16 protein-coding genes and 1 pseudogene are annotated in these 15,124 nt (G+C 52.2%); all 17 read right to left on the bottom strand.

The genetic code is table 11. The annotated features are described in order from the left end of the window. Nucleotides 1-107 precede the first annotated feature (107 nt). On the bottom strand, nucleotides 108-1,664 hold the full coding sequence (locus HV334_RS07805; RefSeq protein ID WP_181221378.1) for a tail fiber domain-containing protein: 1,557 nt from the start codon (nucleotides 1,662-1,664) through the stop codon (nucleotides 108-110). A gap of 9 nt (nucleotides 1,665-1,673) precedes the next feature. Further along, nucleotides 1,674-2,618, bottom strand: coding sequence for a DUF6453 family protein (locus HV334_RS07800; protein WP_181221377.1), 945 nt, complete (start codon nucleotides 2,616-2,618; stop codon nucleotides 1,674-1,676). Between the two features lies 1 nt (nucleotide 2,619). After that, nucleotides 2,620-5,829 (bottom strand): host specificity protein J, encoded by a 3,210-nt coding sequence (locus HV334_RS07795; RefSeq protein ID WP_181221376.1) that lies wholly within the window; start codon nucleotides 5,827-5,829, stop codon nucleotides 2,620-2,622. A gap of 53 nt (nucleotides 5,830-5,882) precedes the next feature. Further along, nucleotides 5,883-6,467: a tail assembly protein gene (locus tag HV334_RS07790; RefSeq protein WP_044701244.1), complete on the bottom strand. Its 585-nt coding sequence runs from the start codon at nucleotides 6,465-6,467 to the stop codon at nucleotides 5,883-5,885. Beyond that, complete coding sequence (locus tag HV334_RS07785; RefSeq protein ID WP_088731917.1) at nucleotides 6,467-7,177, bottom strand: C40 family peptidase; 711 nt, start codon at nucleotides 7,175-7,177, stop codon at nucleotides 6,467-6,469. Before HV334_RS07785 ends, HV334_RS07790 begins: the two co-directional genes overlap by 1 nt. Nucleotides 7,178-7,179: 2 nt before the next feature. After that, the gene (locus tag HV334_RS07780; RefSeq protein WP_016240208.1) at nucleotides 7,180-7,938 is read right to left on the bottom strand and encodes a phage minor tail protein L; all 759 of its coding nucleotides are present in this window, start codon (nucleotides 7,936-7,938) and stop codon (nucleotides 7,180-7,182) included. Then, on the bottom strand, nucleotides 7,935-8,273 hold the full coding sequence (locus HV334_RS07775; protein ID WP_022648882.1) for a phage tail protein: 339 nt from the start codon (nucleotides 8,271-8,273) through the stop codon (nucleotides 7,935-7,937). The genes HV334_RS07780 and HV334_RS07775 overlap by 4 nt, the downstream gene beginning before the upstream one ends. Before the next feature lie 2 nt (nucleotides 8,274-8,275). After that, nucleotides 8,276-11,767 carry a phage tail tape measure protein gene (locus tag HV334_RS07770; RefSeq protein WP_131445348.1) on the bottom strand — a complete coding sequence of 1,164 codons (3,492 nt, stop codon included), beginning with the start codon at nucleotides 11,765-11,767 and terminating at the stop codon, nucleotides 8,276-8,278. Nucleotides 11,768-11,828: 61 nt separating this feature from the next. Next, on the bottom strand, nucleotides 11,829-12,194 hold the full coding sequence (locus HV334_RS07765; RefSeq protein ID WP_058647333.1) for a hypothetical protein: 366 nt from the start codon (nucleotides 12,192-12,194) through the stop codon (nucleotides 11,829-11,831). A gap of 46 nt (nucleotides 12,195-12,240) precedes the next feature. Further along, nucleotides 12,241-12,519: a DUF4035 domain-containing protein gene (locus tag HV334_RS07760; protein ID WP_131445346.1), complete on the bottom strand. Its 279-nt coding sequence runs from the start codon at nucleotides 12,517-12,519 to the stop codon at nucleotides 12,241-12,243. Between the two features lie 8 nt (nucleotides 12,520-12,527). Next, on the bottom strand, nucleotides 12,528-12,911 hold the full coding sequence (locus HV334_RS07755) for a phage tail assembly chaperone (protein ID WP_023330763.1): 384 nt from the start codon (nucleotides 12,909-12,911) through the stop codon (nucleotides 12,528-12,530). A 32-nt stretch (nucleotides 12,912-12,943) separates the two neighbouring features. After that, a pseudogene (locus tag HV334_RS07750) lies at nucleotides 12,944-13,363 on the bottom strand (phage tail tube protein); the annotation flags it as partial. Between the two features lie 59 nt (nucleotides 13,364-13,422). Then, the gene (locus HV334_RS07745) at nucleotides 13,423-13,770 is read right to left on the bottom strand and encodes a DUF3168 domain-containing protein (RefSeq protein WP_032665935.1); all 348 of its coding nucleotides are present in this window, start codon (nucleotides 13,768-13,770) and stop codon (nucleotides 13,423-13,425) included. After that, nucleotides 13,767-14,216, bottom strand: coding sequence for an HK97-gp10 family putative phage morphogenesis protein (locus tag HV334_RS07740; RefSeq protein ID WP_032665934.1), 450 nt, complete (start codon nucleotides 14,214-14,216; stop codon nucleotides 13,767-13,769). The genes HV334_RS07745 and HV334_RS07740 overlap by 4 nt, the downstream gene beginning before the upstream one ends. After that, on the bottom strand, nucleotides 14,213-14,557 hold the full coding sequence (locus HV334_RS07735) for a phage head closure protein (protein ID WP_044701262.1): 345 nt from the start codon (nucleotides 14,555-14,557) through the stop codon (nucleotides 14,213-14,215). The genes HV334_RS07740 and HV334_RS07735 overlap by 4 nt, the downstream gene beginning before the upstream one ends. An 8-nt stretch (nucleotides 14,558-14,565) precedes the next feature. Next, entirely contained in the window at nucleotides 14,566-14,886 is a 321-nt protein-coding gene (locus tag HV334_RS07730) for a head-tail connector protein (RefSeq protein WP_044701266.1), read from the bottom strand. Further along, on the bottom strand, nucleotides 14,883-15,089 hold the full coding sequence (locus tag HV334_RS07725; protein WP_064351955.1) for a hypothetical protein: 207 nt from the start codon (nucleotides 15,087-15,089) through the stop codon (nucleotides 14,883-14,885). The genes HV334_RS07730 and HV334_RS07725 overlap by 4 nt, the downstream gene beginning before the upstream one ends. Nucleotides 15,090-15,124: the final 35 nt, after the last annotated feature.

Genomic DNA, 15,124 nt, shown 5'->3' with positions numbered 1-15,124 from the left:
CTTAAGTACAATCCGCCGTGACTGGCAATCATTCAATACTCGCACTATCGAACGTTCGCCAGTCGGCCGCAATCATGCTCTTGCATACGGCGTGGTTGCGGCAACCGTCAATTTTGCTGGCTACCTTTCAGCGTCTCAATCACATTCTTCAGGGAATTGAGTTCAGACATCTGTTCCTTCATCGCTCTGCCCATATAAACCATAGCGCAGGCCATATCGGCCATAATGACATTATTATCAAGGGCAAGGGTATCGTCTTTGAGACCAACCTCAATCTGATGGTCAACATATTCGTTACCGGACTCATCCACACCAACAACGTCCTCAAAAACAGGTCCACCAGGCACTATCTTTACGTACTGCGGATCAACTTTAGTCAGATCCTGGGCAATAAGGCCAAAACGCTGTGTATCCGACCCCTTATACTTAAACATGGTCGGCAACCACTGCATGACACGGTCGAAACTGTCTTTCCCGTCCCGATATTGAATATCTTCTTTGAGATCGCGGTCTGACGTCGCATTCTTGGCGAACACGAACGATCCCTGCCAGCCTGACCCGGATTCGTTCCATACATCAGTAGTGATATCACCAGACTGAGGATTGAATCTGAACATCCTGTGAAATCTGGCATCGCCCATAAAATGTAAGACTCCGTGGGGCCAAGAGTTGGCCCCCGTGGCAATGATACCAAGCGACAATCGGGTGCTATATCCTCCTGTTGATGAAGACCCCCCAGAAACAATTGGTGCCCAACCCTCATCGTTTCCACCAATAATGGACGACCAGTAAGGTGTGGTCCAGGGGCCGTCAACATCCCCCCAGCCCCCATGTTGGCACGAACCCCAAAAACCGCGTGGTGATTGTACAACTCCGCCATAACCAGAAAGAAAGTTGAAACGGTATGTGACTGCACCTGAGCCAAAACTACTTGCGATTAAAGCAATGGCATCAAGATAATTTCCCGCGCCTCGTATCCCGCCAAACTGGTAGAACGAATTCCCCATCCATCCCTGCAACTGGTTCATCATCCAGCCCTGTTCACCATCAACGTTATTCGACGTCAGTAAAATATCCTTCTTGACGCCTTCAGTGCTTTTGACGCCTGTACCTGACCCACCCGCCACCGAATTGACGCCACGGGAGCCAAGAACACTACCGAATGTAACATCCTGAGAGTTTCCCAAAGTGAGATTATCGCGGGCCGCATTTTTATCAGGCAGATCGGCCAGGGCCTGGCTTTTCAACAACGCATTATTGACCTGCTCAATAATGCTTTTCCATGATGGTCCGGTAAACTCCGAATTGTCAGGAAGCCTGACAGTAATATTGCCGTTCGCAGAGAATAACAGTTGCCAGTTCTGTTTGTCGTAGTTCAGTCCGCGCAGTGCCTCCGCGCTTTGAGCCACCAGCGCCGCGGTAACCATATTCAGCGCAATACGAGGAACAGCTGACCAGGCCGCGCCAGATTGGGTTGGCCCGGTGTAATTGCTGACCAGCATCAACGCTGTACCACTTTCCACGGACTTAACCGGAAGCGTATAGGGAACACCACCGACCGTAACAACAATAAAATCTCCGGCCGCCACCTCGGTGGTAAACGCGGTCCCGCTGCCAGCGACCGCAGCAGAGTTATTCGTCAGGGTTAAGGTTCCTGCTGACATAGTTTTTCCTCAGTACATGTTAGGAATAATAAGAATGGGCATGGCGATATTTCTGTTTCGGGTCATATCCCATGAACCGGAATTACGGTTTGCAAACACTTTGTTGTAGGCTGACCTGACGCTGCCGCCAGACATGACCACGCCTTTGGTTCTGATATTTCCCCATCCACCACTCATACGCACCTGCACGCCGGTATAGACTATCTGGCAGAACCCGCCGCCTATATCCTGGAAGGCATCGGTGATCTGGATTTGTCGGTCATATACAAAGGGGCGTTTCAGCGTGGAGAATGTCACCTGGCCTGCGGCGTTGGTCATCGTGATACCGTCGCCACCGACAGGTGCGGTCTGATTGAATATCACCAGGTCAATCGTCGCCGTGCCGGCCACGTCATCCCGCCCTGTGTAGGAAATGTCGCGCACGATGATACTGCCGCCGTCAAACCCCACCGACACATTCGGGTTATCCCATTTGCCAAAAGGAATACCGCTGACCGGAAGCGGCGCGCTGCCGTTAACCATAATGCGTCCCGACCAGGCGCAGGTCATCAGCGCAGCCTGATTAGATATGGCGGTGAAGTCAGTCGAGTTTGAAACCAGTAATCCTTCGTTATACGTCGCCGCAGGGAGCAGCTCCATAACGTAGCCTGACCAGTCGGGGACAATGCTTTTCCCTCCGATTGTCTCAGCCCCGATGATTACCCCGGAATTACCGTTGCGGGTGACGCCGGTCATAATGGCCACATCAAATTCAGCATAGGAATAGATGTAAATGGGGTTGGTTGGCACCACGATAACCTGTGAACCTGCAACAAGTGGCGTATTGACCGGATACTGCATGAACTGGGATGACCAGCCCGAGAACGATGTACAAAAACTCGGGGCTCGCAGCCCCGCAGTAATTGCCATCACCGGACGTCCATCGTTATAGTCGATTAATATCCCCTCCGGCATATCACCACCTCCCGACTACAACCCGACCACCACCGGACAAATTGACCGTCAGCCCATTCCCGTTGATGACGACAGTGTTATTGGTGCCATTAAATGCAAACTGGCCACTGTCAGCGTAAAGTTTGCCATGTAATTCAGCGTTTCCATTTTTATCAATGCGCCAGCCTGCTGAACCCGCAACGAAGTTATTCGACTGGATAAAATTACCAATTTTGGCATTGGTAATGCTGCCATCCTGAATAAACGCATCGCTGATAAATACCTGACCATTGACCACCGCAAACGGTGAATATTGCGTGTTGCCACTACCACTCATCAGGACGAACTGATTAGCGTTAAATCCGACGCGGGTGACTACCGGCTTACCCGCTTCCGCCAGCACCGCGATCGACATCCCGGCGTTATACATCACACCGTTTATTCGAACTCCGGTTTTAAGGGTGTAAATTGCAGATGCCCCGGTCGCATCAACCACGGCGGTGAGCTTATCTTCCAGCGCGGCAGTCACATCATTGAACTGCGCCTGCACCTGCGTGGACATTTCAGCCATGGCCTTATCGACCTGTGCAATGGTCGTTTTGACCACCAGAATATCCGCACGTACTTCACCGTACTGCGCCCACTGGTGCTCAACTGTTCCATGGTTGGCCAGCGCATTCTGCAATGCGGCTTCGAGGTTGGTATCAATGTCGCCTGTCAGGCGGTCACCGTCGGCAGATGTGAGAAAGTCATCTGCAATATCGCCCAGGTAGTCGTCAGCATTCGCATTAGATTCTCCACGAACCCAGTCGGTCCAGCCTGATTCATTACCCGTTCTGTCTACCAGTTGCGCGCGGTACCAGAATTCCTGCCCCGCTTTTAAACCCAGTTGGGTGTATTCGGCAGACGGATAAGGCACATCCGACAGCAACAGAGGATTCGAGAAATCACTGTTCGCGGTGTACTGAATTTCCGTTTTCAGCGTGTCCCCGGTGTTAGCCGGGAATCCCCAGTTCAGGCGAATCCCCCAGTTGATCGGAGTTGTCGCAAAGCCGACAGGTTTCGGTGGATTTCCCACCTTGCCTGTAAGATTTACTTCTGATGATATCGCCCAGACTGATGAAACGTCGCTGGTGTTCACCGCCCTAACGCGGACCAGATAGCGACCCGAGTAGATACCCTGCACTTCAAAGCCGAGAGAAGACGTTCGGGGCACGGTTACCCAGTTTCCGCTGTCACGCCGCCATTCCGCCTCGTACGCAACTGCACCCTGAACAGCATCCCAAGCGACGCGCATAGTGGTAATCGCAATGTTCTGGTTAACCGTAGAGTAACTGTCTACGACAATATTTCCTGGAGGAGTCTGAACACCCGGAGGAATGACACTGATAGGACGCTCGTCCAGTCTTGCTCCGGTGTCAACGGCAGGATAGATGTCAGGGTTGTATGTCGTTCCGGTGACTTCGAAAGTGCCATCATTGTTATCCCGCGTTCCCGTAACACGAAAAAGCGCAATAAACAGATCGTCAGAATCAACACCCCAGTTACATTCAGCCTCAGGCGTTTCGCTGTAGGATGTGGTTACAGTGACTGTGTTTCCGTTAACGGCCTGAACGGTTCTGGCCTGAGCTATGCCTGATGGCAGATTCAAAAACAGCCTGTTCCCCGCTTTCACATCAGCAGCGCGATCGAGAGTTATGTTGCGACCGTTAACCGCACTCACTCTGCCGCCAATGGTTCTTCCGGCCAGCTCGTTGGCAGCCACGCCGATCACCTCCCCGACAGGGGGGACATCCATGCCCGTGCTGAAGGTCACCACCTCGCCGATACCGTTAGTAAGCAGCGCCCAGCGCCCGCGCCGGTTTGCCTCTGACTGCCTTGTGCAGCCGATTGCGGTCATTTCAAGCTGACGATAATCGAAGCGCATGGCCAGATCGTTATCGTAAACTGGCTCAGGCGTGTCCTTATAGTGGTTAGCTGGATCTGACCAGTTCACTAGCGCGGCGGTATTTCGGGTGGTTTCACTCGGGTCTGCAAAGGTAAATTTTCCTTCAACAACACTGGAGTGGTTATAGATGTGCCACACATCGCGGGGCATATCGGCGAGGACATACATCTTGTTGTCGCCCCAGTACGCCATGCCGCGAAATATACCCGCCAGATCACGAAGTACGGTCCAGGCGTCATTACGGTCCTGAATATAAACGTTACAACGAAAGCGAGGCTCCGTCCCGCTGCCGCCCCTGCCGTCTGGTACCGGCTGATCGCAATACTGAGCGATGCGATATAGCTCCCATTTGTCTATCTGAGTCGCGTCGATTCTTTGACCCAGCCCGAAACGCTCGTTCAGGATGATGTCGTAATATATCCAGGCTGGATTATCCGTCCATGCCCATTTAAATACGCCCTCCCATGTACCAGAGTAAGTACGGGTTTCAGGATCATACGTGTCAGGTACACGGATGATTCGCCCTTTCGGATTGCACACAACCTGAGGAATGCCATTGGGGAACTGCTTTGCGTCAAACTCTACATACAGCAGAGCTGTGTTAACGTAGCGAAGTTTGGCGTCAATAATTTCAGTAACGGCCACAACGCGCATGATGTCCACGACATTCACGCTCGTGGAATCCGGCGTGATTCTGCGAACCCGCAACTGCCATCCAGTCGAGGCTTTTGGAAGATTGACGCGGTGGCTGCGCTCATAAAGCGACGTGGTTTTGTCATCAACAGCACCGTTAATCACCGTTTCATACGGCCCACCATCGACCGACAGATCGATAGCATACTCAACGCGGGTGCCGACTTTATCGCCGTTGTTTTTCTGGAGTAAAAGAGTTGGCCATCCCAGGCGAATTCGCAGCGCAGAGAGCTGCGTGTTGGATACCGCGCGAACGTACGGCACGGCCTGTTTCAGCTCGTATGAAACCTGAATCTCGTTTTCAATGCCGGGGAAGCCCTGAATGTAGTCCTGGTCCTGAGTACCGGAACGGAACTCATATTTTACATTATTGAAGTTATAACTTCCGTCGGCGTTCTGAAGGGGCGTGTATGAAGAAGAGTCACCAAGAAAAATGTTTTTACCATCAAGTCCGCCAGCGAACTCACCCTCTCCAAGAGCAATCAGCACCTTTGCCCTCGCAATGGACTGAATGCTGTCCGGTGCTTCCACGGGCGTTCTGGTCTGATTGCTGCCACCTTTACCGCGGCCTTTGATGATTGTCGTCGTCATATCGCGTCCATAAAAAAAGCCACCGTCAGGTGGCTTATAGTACGTGGTTTGGTTTATTGCTGATCTTCTGCATAAACCCCGGCGGATATAATTGCGCCGCCAATTTCGCGTTGCCCATAAAGCAGGGGGACGGGATTGCCAGATGCTGTTGTGTTAACTGGCCCACCAAACGCATAGGAGGGTTTGTTATCAGGTTCCTGACGCATTCGCAGGCCTGAAACCTGAGGAGAGAGCATTTGCACTACACCACCAACGGCCATTGCGGCACCAACGGGAAACATGATGTTACTTGCTGCGATACTAACTCCCGGCATCCATATGGCAGCAGCGACCAGAGCCGTTCCGAGCAACGCCTGGAAAACTCCAGCTCTTTTACTACCCCTTATCACAGGGATTATTCTTAACTCATCACCCGGTCCCAGGAGTTCAAACTCTTCGTGCCCGATATTGCGACGATCCCGGAAAATAACAAAATCCAGTCCCTTTGCCCGAGCTTCACGCAGATAAGCATCAAAGCCGTCAATGGTGTTAGAAAGCGCCCTGAACACTTCGCTGGCAGACGTTAGTGCGCGGCGATGCGTCCTGCCAAATCGCTGAGCCATTGAGCCGCTGAGTTTGATAACGGTTTTTCTTTCCATTACATCAAATCCTTATAACGCAGAATTTTGATGGTACGGTCACGGTAATAGCCACCGTAGGGAATACGCTGGCTTAGCTGGCCATACATATGATGCAGTAGCATGTTGCCATCAAGCAAAATCCCGGCATGGTTCGGGACGGTGGACTGAACCTGCATGATAACCATGTCACCTGGCTGAGCGGGACCGTCGTACTCACGGAAACCGCATTCCTGCCAGTTATCCATATAGAGGTTTTCACCCTGCTCCCACCAGTGGCGATCTACGCTGTAGTTGGGCAGTTCAATGCCGTGCTCGATGCGGAAATAGTCCATGATGAGAGACCAGCAGTCTGCATACCCGAGTACAAACTGGCGCCCTGTGAGGGGACGGTCTCCGCGAGGCATGACGGTGCGAATGTCGCCCTCCGGCCACGATGCAATAATCCAGGGCAGTTCCGTGGCATCACACATCAGCATGTCGAGCTCGCTCGGCTGAGTTGTTGCCCCGTCGCCGGGATGGCTGTGGACGATCGCCACCACAGTGCCCTGCTCCTCGGCGGCCGCATAATCCTCAGGATTAAGTTCAAATTGCTCAGTCGGCGACTCAGCATTATTTTTGCAGGGGATGTATTTCTCCACCCGCCCCTTCTGAATAACCACGCCACAGCACTCCTCGGGGAAGGATGCGGCGGCATGCACCAGAATGGCGCTAACTGTTTTGTCGCGCATGATTATCCTCTCAGAAGTGAAGCGCCGGGGAACCCGCCATAATCCAGCTGTTCATTCTCTCCGAAGCGAGGTTTACAGCCCGTTGACAGCAATCCGGAGCAAACATCCTGTGAAGGATCGTCCACCCGATTGCCGTCTTTATCGAACCAGCCGTTTTGCCCGGCGTAGGTGCAGCCGTTCCCGGTTTTGTACCAGCCCCGCATGCACCACGTGCACATTGGCTGAATTTGCCGGGTCGGAATGAGTTGCCCGCGCAGATCGGCTGGACTGGAAAGCTCAAACTCTACGGTTTCATCGTCTGACCCTGATTTACGGTCGATGTAATAAACCTGTTTGCGCTCCTCGTTGGGATTCGCAGTCGGGTTCCCGCCAGGAAAATTTCTTGCGTCCAGATAGTGAGCGAAGGTGTCATGGATGATCACCTTTGCTTTAGCCATCCCCTGAAACCTGCGGCACAGCGCGCCAATCGTACCGCTGATGTTTGCAACAGTGAGTGACGGCCGTGAACTCTGGCCGTCACTGCTGACAGATATGCCGGTCAGTTCATACGGCCACGCGCCATACTCCTGCCCCTGCCACCACACCGACTTCGGCTCAAGTTTTGACTCGTCGCCGCCTGCGGCGATGATTTCCGCCTCGGTATGCGGGATTGTCTCGTTGTGAAAGCGAAGAATACCCGCACCGAACGCTGAGCCGTCCACCTCGATCAGGCGGACGCGCTTACCCGGCTCCAGTTTCTGGACATCAGATGAAATACTCATGGATGGTATGCCTGTATGAATGTGCTGCTGAGGGTGTATTTTTTGTTGCCGTGGGTAGATATCTGGAAGGATTCCGCGCGCCATAAACCTGAAGGCTCAAGCGGCGGCTTCCAGATAAATGACTTCCACCCTGTATGTCTGTTCAGAAAGTTTTTAATGGCCTGAATGTAAGCCTCGTCGCCGGTAAAGCTCACGCTCCACTGAGGTGTTACCGGGTTGATGCCGTCCCCGGCCACCTGTGTATAGCCATCGCCAAACTGCGCCTTTCGGGTACGAAAACTTGTATCAACCTGAGAGGCAACCTTTGGGCACCAGCTGAAGGTTTCGACTGCCATGGTTAAACTCCCTTGATTAATCGCCACAGAGGCGAGCCCGGCATGCTGGCCTGTTCGTTAATGACACCAGTGATGGCATCTTTCAGTTGTCTGCCAGCGGCGCCGGCGGTTCCCTGACTTGCTGCCTGTGGTGATCCACCCTGAATATTGATATCGCCGAAGTTAACTGAAGGCACACCGCCGGAGACCTGCGGAGTACCAACTGCCCGAACGCCCAGCGAACCATCAGCGGCGCGCGTAAGCGGCATAATGGCTTCCGGACCAGCTTCGGCAAAAACCCCTGCACCTTTGGCAAAAGCAAACAGCTGAGGCGTCTGAAAAACGCCATTGCTGTAAGCGCTCAGGGACGGAGAGTCGTAAACATTACCCTTCGCATTAAAGGTAAAGTTCGCGCCAGCATTCTGAATAGCGGTACCGCTGCTGGCGGTAGCGGCTGACGAGGCACCAAAACTGAACAGTGAACCAATTGAGCTAACGCCATTAGCAACAGCCATATTCACCAGGACGTTCTGGATAATCTTCAGTACGCTGACGCCCCAGTCCTTCCAGCTGTCAACGTTGCCATTGAGCATGTCGGTGATCGTGGTGACCGCGCCACCCATGGCCTGCTTCATGCCGTCAGCGGCCATGGAAGAATAATCAGTAGCTTCGTCCACCCAGTTCGCATAACCCTCAGACAGTCCCGTCATCCAGTCGTCACGCTGCGCATCAGAAGCTGCGTAATATCCCTCCTGGTCGCGCAGGCGCTCATCGAGATAGCGCTTATTAAGTGCCAGTCCCTGCTGATAGAACGTCTCGTCGATTTCACCAGCCTGACGCTGGCGGAGAAGATCGGTATTCTTTTGCTCGAACTCCTTACGCAGATTGAACTGCTCCTGAAGTCTTTCACGGAACCTGGAGCCCTGCCCGTAGCCCAGCAGTTGCGCTTCATTGGCTGCGCGGGCGCTGGCGTTACTGTCAGCAAGGTTGGCTTCGTAATTTCGCAGTTGCTCACGTAATTTAACCTGGTCAATCAGCGCAGCATTCTGCAATACCGTCTTTTTCTGGGCTTCTGTCAGAGAAGCAAGTTCGCCCTGGCTGACCTGGTATTTAACCTTCGCCAGTTCAGTATTCTGGCCTTGCAGAGCAATCTGCTCTTTTTGCTGCTTGATAAGGCGCTTATACACATCCTCGGTTTTCTCGCCTTCGGTTTTACCACCCTTCGCCTTAGGTTTGTTGGCCTCATTATTCCGCCATTCAGCAAGACCGTTATTAATCAACTCCTGACGGCCTGTCTGGAATTGCGGATCACTGGTTAACCCCAGGTCATCGGCTGCATAACTCAGTCGCAGGCGCTCTTTTGCTTCACCCTTCAGGCGTGACAACTCCAGATCCCGGCGGCTCTTTTCGAGGGCATCGGTTTGCTTTTTGTCGAGATCGGCCTGCGGAAGTCTGAGCGGGACGTTAGCCAGCCCCTGACGCGCCATAAGGAGTTGGTTACCCAGGCCGAGTAATCGATTAAGTTCATCGTGCTGCCCATTCATCAACAGAAGTGATTGATAAGCCCGGTTCTGATTCGCTGCCTCCTCCCGAATTAGCGTCACACGCCGATGCTCAAGACCTTCAAGAACCTGTTGGATAGAGGCAGATTTCTCCTGCATCTGGGCAAGCCTTTCCTGCTCAACAGATAACTGTTCAGTGGCTGTAGCCAGTCCACGGTTCACGGTATCCAAAGATGTCAGGTGGTTAATCATGAAACCACCGCTGGTCGTTGGACCGGGATTACTGATCACTGACTGATAACCAGCTATCTGCTCTTTCAGATTTTCTATCTTGCTCTTTTGTTCATCTATCAGCCTGTTCTGCTCATTCAATGCTGCGCGCGTTTTCTCAGCATTGTCTGAAGCTTCAGGTAAAGACATTGCCTTCGACTTTTTACTGACTTCATCAATCGTGGTGGCGTATTCCTGCGCCGAACGCCGAGCCTGCTCCTGATTCTGATACATCGCATACCAGGCTCCTGCTCCCAGCATCACCAGACCCGGCACGCCGCCAATCAGGCCAAGCGCACCACTCATCAGGCGAGTGCCGACAGATGTTACGCTATTGAGATTGCTTTGAGTCGAAACACGATTTGAGATGTTACGGTTTAAAGCAGCCTGAGCGGCAGCCAGACGCCTTTCAGCGACAGCCTGAGCGTCGGCATTTTTAGCTGCTACCAGCCCTGCCTGCGCGCGTTCAAGTGCTGTTCTGGCTCGCACCTTTTCCGTAGCTGTACCACTGGCAAGAGCGGTAGTCAGTCTGGTATGGGCCGCAGTGACCTTTGCTTCAGCCGCCGCGACCTTTTCTTGCTGAGCCGCCTGAACATCTGCACTTCTTGAACTCTGTACTGCTTGCTGAGCCCGATAAACTTCAGCCCTGGAAGCCGCAACAGCAGACTGCGCCGCTTTATCCTGCGCGACTGCAAGGGCAACCTCTGATTTCGCAGCTGAAATTAGCGCACCTGTTGCACTCGTGGCACTGGTTACAACTCCGCTTAGGTAGCGTGCCAGTCCCACGCCAACAAGCGCCCCAGCGACTGTTGTAATTGTTGACATATTGTCAGCAACGTCACTAAGCGCGCCGCTCACTGCTGATGAAGTAAAAGAATCAAGCGTCTGGGCAACATTATCCAATCCGCCAGACAACGCATCAGTAGCACCGGTTGCCTGGTTTACACCGCCCACCCAGGCCATGAATGAGTTAGTTACTTTTTGAAGGGATCCAGAAACCGTTTGTGGCATGCTGGCAAATTCGCCCTGCAATGCTCCTAACTGGCTCATTAAAGCTGGGACAACCTTATCGATCGTAAGCTGTCCCTGGTCAGCCATGCTCTTGAGGTCTTTACGGGCTACACCCATTCCCGCAGCCAGAGCGCGGATTACCCGATCACCGGCTTCGTTAACGGCATTAAATTCTTCACCACGAAGAACGCCTTGTGCGAGCGCCTGGCTGAATTGAGTGATAACAGAACTCGCTTCCTGGGTGTTAGCCCCAGAAAGTTTGAGGCCGGTAGAGACAGCTTCTGTAATTTTCAGAACTTCGTCAGAGCTATAACCGTACTCGCGCATTGAGGCTGCTGCGCGGGAAAAAAGGTTTGCGTTATCTGAAAATGCCGTGCCGGTTCTTTGGCTGATTTCCATTAACTGACGCTGTGAAGCGGCAAAATCATCAGCAGAAGATGATGCCTGTTTAAGGCGAGCGTTTACGGAGTTCCACTCATCAGCAATCTGCACAATTTTACCCGTTGCAAAAGCTGCCGTAGCTGCGGCGGCAGCCCTTCCAGCAGATGCAAATCCGGCAGTCAAATCAGAGAGCGCCCTTTCGCTCTCTCTGGCAGCAGCAGCGGCCTGCCGACCACCATTCTGCATAGTGCGGTAATAATCCTGCCCCATTCGTGAGGCGCGGGAAATTTCCGTCTGGAATGATTGCGAGTTAGCGGAAATTTTAATAATCAATTCACGTAATGTTGCCATCACATTTCTCCAGGCGAAAAAAAACCCGCCGAGGCGGGTTATCATAATGGGATAATTAATTTCATTTGCATTCTTTGATTATTTCCAAAACTTCCTTTTCAGAAATTGGTACGAAGTCAGTTTCAGAACGTTGATAAGAGATTAAAGATTGACTATTGTTTTTTTTAATCTCTACCCTATGAAAATACTTCATGCGGGAGAACTGAATCGCACCAATATAAATCTCCAAACCTTCCCCATCAACTAAGTTATTGGTAACAAGTTTTTCTGGTATTAAAAAATCTAGTTTATCTAGTATACAACCACTTACGTCATCTGCACTTCTGCTTGATGAGAAAGAAAGTTTTTTATTATTCTTTATATCGTTCCTTGTATCACCAGTACAACCCGCAATCAGAAATATTATGAGTATTAAAATTTTCACCATAATCCCTCCAGTTAAAGAGGGATAATATTATGTATGTAGCAAAATGTCACTGAGTTGCAGCAGTTAGCGCCGCCTCAAGCCCTGCAAACGGGTCCTTCGGTTCTGATTGCTGATCGCCACCCCATCGCAGGATCGCATCGTCCAGCGGTACTTTTGCCCCCTGCGAGCCGTAGATAGCAGAGACGAGCTGGGCGGCCTGAATGTCGCCACGGATATCGCCAACCGGACTTTGCCTGTCGTACTCAATCCACATCAGAAGCTCGCTTGCCGTCATATTCTGCCGAAGCTCTGAGAGCGTGCGCCCCATCCGGAGCGCAAGCGACATCAGAAACTTTACGCCGGGGGTTGAGACTTTTCCCGCGCTTCGTCCGCATTGTTGATCAGGTCAAGCGCCTGTTTGAGCAGGCGTGAATGGACGGGGCCGTAGATTTCACGCACCTGCTCTTCTTCGTCTACGCTGAATACCGGCTGCTTATCGGTGTCACACAGAACGTCAATGAAGAGCACCACGTCAGCGCAAAGATTACGGTGTGCCTTTTCCGATACCGACACATTTTCATCATCAGTACCCGCTTTCACCACCTCCTGCCAGCGCAGCCAGGCTTCACCTGACGGCTCACGCAGAACCACTTTGACGCCCTCCCACTCAGGAACGGCGACCGTCTTATGACGAAATCCCGACATCTTAGCCAGGGCGAGATTTTTAATATTCTTCATGCGACCTCTCAGGAGCCAGACTCGATGTTTTCAGGCTTACCTTTCAGGCGCAGGGAGAACGTTGCCGCAACTACGCCGTTGGTACCGGAAGACCAGGTGTGCTGGCGGATTTCAGCCAGGAACTTAAAGCCCTTGCCGGACGGGAAGATAACCTGGAAAGCGTAGGTCGTATCGTTGTCATACGCTTCACGCAAGGCGTCCTGCGCCGGGTTTTTGTAGAAGTTGCCGGACAGAGAGATTTCTGACGGAGAAGGCAGGCCGTTGATGTTCTCCTGCTCGGTAGAGCAAAGCGTGGTTACGTCGATATCCTGCTTCTGGCCACCAGTGAACTGAATTTCTTTGATGGTGCAACTCAGATCGAGGAAGGTTGCGGTATCCATCGTTTCTTTGGTGGCTGGCGCAGAGGAAATAAGGATCTTCGTCAGCTGCGATTTTTCATAAAGTGCAGACATAGCTGTCTCCTGGTAAAAGAAAACCCGCCATTAAGCGGGTTCGTTGGGTGAATGATTTATCAAGGTGTAACTTTAAAATCCAGGGTGGCACGGTATAGCCGATAATATGGCTCGTATCCGGGGATTTTTACCACCTCTGTAGGGTTTAACGACTTAAGCGAAGCAAGCGCCAAATCTCTCAGAGATCGTGATTCAGTGATCGTTGTGGCATACACATCGACCTGAACGGAAACCCTGCTCTCTGCCTGGCCACACATCACGTCAGCGGAAACATCATCGACGATGGAAAAGATAATCCAGGGTGGAGTGACCGACGGTTTCCCGTCACTACCTAATGGCGCAACATAGGGATATACCCGTCCTTCTGCCAGGGGAGAAAGCAAGGCGTAGATATTATCTTCATTCACTTGCTCAATACCTCATCAATAGCCTGACTCATCCTGGCAATGGCGACGCTGGCGGCCTCTTCCTCGCGCGTATCGTAAGCGGGTCGCACAAACGGATGTGCAGGCATGTTCGCGGTGCCCATTTCTACGAATCGCCAGTAAAAGGCGTTTCTCGGGTTATTCGCCTTCATCGTGTTATCGCTGTTGCCGGTGCGCGGGTTAACGCCACGAATATGGACGCCGGAAGAAATTTCCCCGCGGCGACGGCTTTTTTGGGTCACCACCACCACGTTTTTTTTCAGTTTCCCGGTGCGCACCGGTGCACGGGCGATCACTTCTTCCTTAAGCACTTCGGCGCCGGCGCGCGTGGCATCACGCAGAACCTTGTTGTTTTCAGCGCGGCTAAGCGCCTCCAGGTCTTTTGCTATGTCATTTAACCCAGAAAAATCGAGGCTCGTCTCAATCATTTTTCGGTCCCCTGTTTGCAAAGAATTTCAAGCTGGGTCCCTTTAGGGTCAGGTATGGGCGGCCCTACCACATTCAACGTTTGGCCCTTATATGGACCAGAGAGCACCTTCAACCTGGAGGTAGCATAAATACTCGATCCGCTTTTAAATCTCACCCATACCCTTATTGTTGCTTCAGCATGCTCAGCACCAGATGCCATCATTTCCCGCCCGCTTCTTCCTTTCACTTCAGCAGAGATGGTTTTCCCATCTTCCCATTTTTCAACCGGCTGGCCGGAAGGCGTTCTGGAGGTTGTGAAGTTCTGAATGGTGACCCTGTGCCGTAATCGTCCTGCCTGCATATCACCTCCTACGTGCCTGGTACTTTGCGGTGCTGTTCAAAAATTGATTTGACGCCGAACGGGATAGTATTAACGCTGTCGCCGCTCACAGGTTCCCTGTTTTCATACCAGTGCGACACCAGGAGCATCAGGGCCAGTTTGATATCATCTTCTATCACCAGTCCATCAGGATCGTCGTCTGGAACAGCGTTATCATAAAGACGGCAATTAGTCATTTTTTCCGCATGCTTCAGAGAGGCGTTGAGGTAGAGCGTTAACATCACATCTTCTGTGTCATCATCGCTGTCGATACGGCACTGGTAACGAAGCTCTTTTACAGAGGGCTTCATTTTCCCTCACCCCGCTTATTGCTGGTTTTAGGCTTAACTGGTGTTTCAATTTCAGGCTGTTCAGTGCCGTCGAGAATCCCCATCTGAGAAGCAACCTCAAGAGCACGGTCAGGAAGTGTGCCAGCCTCATATTCACCAGCAGGAATGTTTCTGACCTGAATGCCATCAGGTGACCATTTCAGGTCTTTTTTCAGCAGCATCATGACCTCCATAAGAATGGGGCCGAAGCCCCAGAGAA

This window comes from Citrobacter sp. RHBSTW-00944 (assembly GCF_013615435.1).
GTDB classification, from domain to species: Bacteria; Pseudomonadota; Gammaproteobacteria; order Enterobacterales; family Enterobacteriaceae; genus Citrobacter; species Citrobacter braakii.
Note: the sequence above shows the minus strand (reverse complement) of the source record. Positions and strands in the feature narration are given on the sequence as shown.